Raw genomic sequence first — 4,248 nt, forward strand, 5'->3', positions numbered from 1 at the left:
GATTAAAAGTCGCTTGCTCTGCCGTTGAGCTAGGCGTCCCCTGGCCCGGCTGGCTGCCGCGCTTGCACTTAGCGGATCGCTGCCGGCGCGGCAAATGCCTTGCATGCCCTGGCTTCAGTCGCGCGGCACCGGCGTGCCCGGGCTCTGCGCCGAGCGGTAGCAGGCCTCCACCAGCGCCATGGTGTGCCAGGCATCCTCCACCGAGGTATGCAGTACCGCATCCTCGCCGGCGGCGAAGCGCTGCAGGTTGGCCATGGGGCCAATGAAGGCGTCGGGGAACCAGCCGGACGCCAGCTGCACCTGCGCCCAGGGGCCGCCCTTTTGCGCCAGCCAGAGCTCGTCCGGCTCGCCTGCAGGATAGTCCAGCAGCACGCCGAGCTTGGCCATGGCCGCCCCACGGTCGCCCTCGAAGCGGAAGCTCGCGTCCTGGAAGCGGCGGCCGAAATCATGGTGGTGGTTGATCGACAGGGTGACGCGGCGGTCGTCGCCATAGTCCAGGATGGCGCTGGTCCGGGTCTGGGCCAGCTTGGTGTCGGGATGGCCCATCGTGCGGGCCAAAACCGCTACCGGGTTGCCCATGAGCGCCCGGATCAGGTCGAGATAATGGATCGAGTGCGACAGGATCTCGACGCGCGGGTTGGGCAGGAGGTGCGGGAACAGCTGCCAGGGCGTCACCAGGTTCAGGTGGCACTCGACATCGATCAGCCGGCCCAGCCGGCCCTGCGCCAGGGCGTCGGCCAGGGCCTGCATCATCGCGGTGAAGCGGAGCTGGAAGTTGATCGCGGCGGTGAGGTTCCGGGCACGGCAGGCGGCACGGATCCGGGTCGCGGCCTCCAGGTCCAGCCCCATGGGTTTCTGCAGGAGCAGGACTGAGCCTTTTGGCATCGCCTCGATCAGTTCGGGATGGGCCACCGGCGGGGCGGCCACGTCGAACACCACGCCCGGCGTGGCCAGCGCCTCGTCCAGCGAGCCATGGACCGTGGCGATGCCCCATTCCGCCGCCAGTGCCTCGGCACGGGTGCGGTCGAGGTCGTAGAGCCCCGCCACGGTGAAGCCCGCCTTGCGGTAGGCCGGCAGGTGCGCCGCAGCGACGATCCCGCCGCAGCCGATGATCACGATCGGGCGGGGATTGCCCGGGCGGGGGTGCTCCTGGCGGAGGTCGAGCGTCATCGGAGGATGTCCAGGATCTGCTGCTGGGCGTGTGCCAGCAGGTCGCGGCTGGGCATGGTGGTGGTGGTGGCCCTGCCCAGCATGGCGTCGACCGAAGCGGCGATGGCCGACAGGCGCGGGTGGCGCGGCAGCTCGCGGGCTTTGGCGTGGAGCTCGTCGAGCTTGTGGTAGTAGGGCACGATCCGGTTGACCTCGGGATCGGCCCAGGTCGAGCGGCGCACGCCGATCGCCCCCTCCAGCGTGGTGAGCCGGTCCATGGCCGGGCTCGCCAGATGGCGCAGGAAGCGCCATGCGAGATCCTTCTGCCGCGAGCCCGCCGCGATCGCGAGCACCCAGAACACGTTGAGCGACAGGCTTCGGCCATGGCCGGCACGGGGCAGGGGTGCGATGTCGACCAGGCCCTTCACCCGGCTGTCCGCCCAGGTCTCGCCCAGCGCGGCAAAGCCGAACCAGTTGGTCATCAGCGCCACCTTGCCGGCGCAGAACAGGATGCCGGACTGGACGCTGTCCAGCTTCGCGCAGTCCGGCGCGATCGCCTGCCCGTCGGCCGCCAGCGTCCGGATGAAGTCCAGCGCCGCCTCTGCCTCCGGCGTGACCAGGTCCGGCCGCGCGTCCCCGTCGAACGGCTCGCCGCCGCGGGTCCAGACATGGACGCAGAAATCGTAGAAGCCGTTATGCCCGTCCGGGAACAGGGCCAGCACCGTGCCGTAATGCCCGGCCGCCGGATCGTGCAGCCGCCTGGCCGTCTGGTGGAACTCCTCCCAGGTCGTAGGCACGGCCAGCCCCGCCGCCTCGAGCAGGTCCTTGCGGTAGATCAGGCATTGCGGCCCGTCATGATAGGGCATCCCCCAGAAGCCGCCGGCAAAGCGCTGCAGTCCCAAGAGCGACGGGCTCCAGCCGTTCGGGAAGTCCGGCGGCGGTGCCTGCTCCAGGAAGGGCGAAAGGTCGGTGATCAGCCCGGCGCCCTGCGCCTCGGCCAGCCAGTCGGTCGCGAGAAAGGTCAGGTCGAAGCTGCCATCCAGCAGCCGGCCGTCCACGAACAAAGCCTGGTGCATCGGGTTCAGCTCGAGCGCCTCGATCTCCAGCCGCACATCCGTGCCGGTACTGGCGGCGAAGTCCTGGAACTGCCGCACGATCGCGTTCTCGAAGGCGTCGAACTTGCGGACCGCGATCCTGAGCGTTCCGGTCATGACGGGCTCTCCCTGAGGCCGGCCTCGGCGGCGATCGACCGGGCCGTTTCCTGCAATGTCGGCAGCATGGCGTCGAGATCCGGCCCGTCGCCCTGGCGCAGCGTGGCGATGATCAGCGCCGCCTTGATCGAGGCGCCGGCACCGCCCACCGGCACGCCCAGGTCCAGGATGCCGGCAAAGCGCTCGCCCTCGGCCCGCTCATGACCACGCTCGCGCAGCGCCGCCAGCCGGTCGAGAAAGCCAGCGCGCGCCGCTGTGTCCTGTTCCTGCCATTCCGCCAGCCGGTCCAGCAGCGCGGAGCGCTCGCGTTCCGGCAGATGGGCCAGCATGATCCGCCCGGACGCGGTGCGCAGCGGCGAGTGGCGCGAGCCGACCTCGACCGAGAGGCGCAGCGGCCTGGGGCTCTCCTCCTGGGCCAGCACCAGCACCTGGTCCTGGTGCAGCACGCTCAGATGGCAGGTCTCGCGCACCGTCTCGGCCAGCCGGCGCATCCAGGGCCGGGCGGCCTCCAGCAGGCGCTCATAGGGCGAATGGGTGCGCGAGAGCTCGAACAGTTTCAGCGTCAGGGCATAGGCGCCGGAGGCCGGATCGCGGCGCAGATAGCCCCGCAGCTCCAGGCAGGTCAGCAGGCGGAAGATCTCGCCCGGCTGGCGGCCCAGCGCCCGGGCGAGCTGCGCCTGGGTGGCCGGCACTGCCAGGTCGGCCAGGTACTCCAGCACGTCCAGCGCCTTCTCGACCGCCGGCACCGAATATTTCGCGCGCCGCTCCTCGGCCGTCATCGTCCCCGCGGCGGCCGGACGGGCACTCATGCCGCTGCCTTGCGCTCGACCAGGTAGAGATGCTCGCAGACCAGCACCGGCTCCCCACGCTGGTTGGTGACCTCCAGCGCCTCCACCACGATGCCGTGGCTCGTGCGCCGCGGATGGTCACGCTTCTCGGTGATCTTCGCGGTGGCGGTGATCGTGTCGCCGATGAAGACCGGCCGGATGAAGCGCAGGCGGTCATAGCCATAGGACATGGCGCGCGGGTTGATCGTGCTGGCGGTGAGCCCGACGCCCAGGCTGAACACCAGCGTGCCGTGCGCGATGCGCTGGCCGAACTCCTGGGTGGCGCACCACTCGGCATCCATGTGGTGCGGGAAATGATCGCCGGTCTGCCCGGCATGGAGGACGATGTCGGACTCGGTGACGGTGCGGCCGAAGCTCCGGCGCGCAAAGCCGATCTCGTAGTCCTCGAAATACTGCTCGACGATCATGGCAACCGGCTCCGTCCGGAGGAAAAGGGATCAGGCGGTGATCGCCCGGATGCACATGGGCGTGCCGGTGGCGATCGGCCGGCCGATGTCGATCAGGCTGCCGTCCGCTGGGTCGCGCCGGAACACGGTGATGACGTCGCTGTTCTGGTTCGCGACCAGCAGATGGCCGCCCGACGGGGTCAGCGCGCAGTTGCGCGGGGTGCGGCCGCCGCACGGCACATGGCCGACGGCCGTAAGCCCGCCATCCTCGCCCACCGCGATGATCGCCACGCTGTCATGGCCGCGGTTCAGCCCATAGAGGAAGCGCCCGTCCGGCGAAACCTGCAGGTCGGAGCTGTCATTGTGCACGCCCGTGCCGGCCGGCAGGGTCGAGACGGTCGTGATCTCGCTGAGCTGGCCGTCCGGCCCCAGCGCCAGGCTGGAGACGGTCGAGCCCAGCTCGTTGATGACGAACACGAAGGGCAGGCTGGGGTGCACCGCCAGATGGCGCGGCCCGGCCCCGGACGCGGTCGCATAGGTGCCCACCTTCTGCAGCTGGCCGTCCGCGTCCAGCCGGTAGGTCACGACCTGGTCCAGGCCGAGATCGGCCACCAGGATGTTGCCATGCCCGGGCAGCTCGATCGCGCAATGGGC

The 4,248-nt window shown here is 70.1% G+C and carries 5 protein-coding genes; all 5 read right to left on the reverse strand.

All coding sequences use genetic code 11. From position 1 onward, the window contains the following. Nucleotides 1-114: 114 nt before the first annotated feature. Entirely contained in the window at nucleotides 115-1,170 is a 1,056-nt protein-coding gene (locus VNS22_RS21085; protein ID WP_325735957.1) for a Gfo/Idh/MocA family oxidoreductase, read from the reverse strand. Next, entirely contained in the window at nucleotides 1,167-2,360 is a 1,194-nt protein-coding gene (locus VNS22_RS21090; RefSeq protein WP_325735959.1) for an extracellular solute-binding protein, read from the reverse strand. Before VNS22_RS21090 ends, VNS22_RS21085 begins: the two co-directional genes overlap by 4 nt. Beyond that, on the reverse strand, nucleotides 2,357-3,169 hold the full coding sequence (locus VNS22_RS21095; protein WP_325735961.1) for an IclR family transcriptional regulator: 813 nt from the start codon (nucleotides 3,167-3,169) through the stop codon (nucleotides 2,357-2,359). The genes VNS22_RS21090 and VNS22_RS21095 overlap by 4 nt, the downstream gene beginning before the upstream one ends. Continuing rightward, nucleotides 3,166-3,615, reverse strand: coding sequence for a MaoC family dehydratase (locus tag VNS22_RS21100; protein WP_325735963.1), 450 nt, complete (start codon nucleotides 3,613-3,615; stop codon nucleotides 3,166-3,168). Before VNS22_RS21100 ends, VNS22_RS21095 begins: the two co-directional genes overlap by 4 nt. Nucleotides 3,616-3,645: 30 nt before the next feature. Beyond that, the coding region (locus VNS22_RS21105; RefSeq protein ID WP_325735965.1) for a lactonase family protein at nucleotides 3,646-4,248 on the reverse strand (603 nt) is incomplete at its 5' end.

Source organism: Geminicoccus sp., from assembly GCF_035556675.1.
Classification (GTDB): domain Bacteria; phylum Pseudomonadota; class Alphaproteobacteria; order Geminicoccales; family Geminicoccaceae; genus Geminicoccus.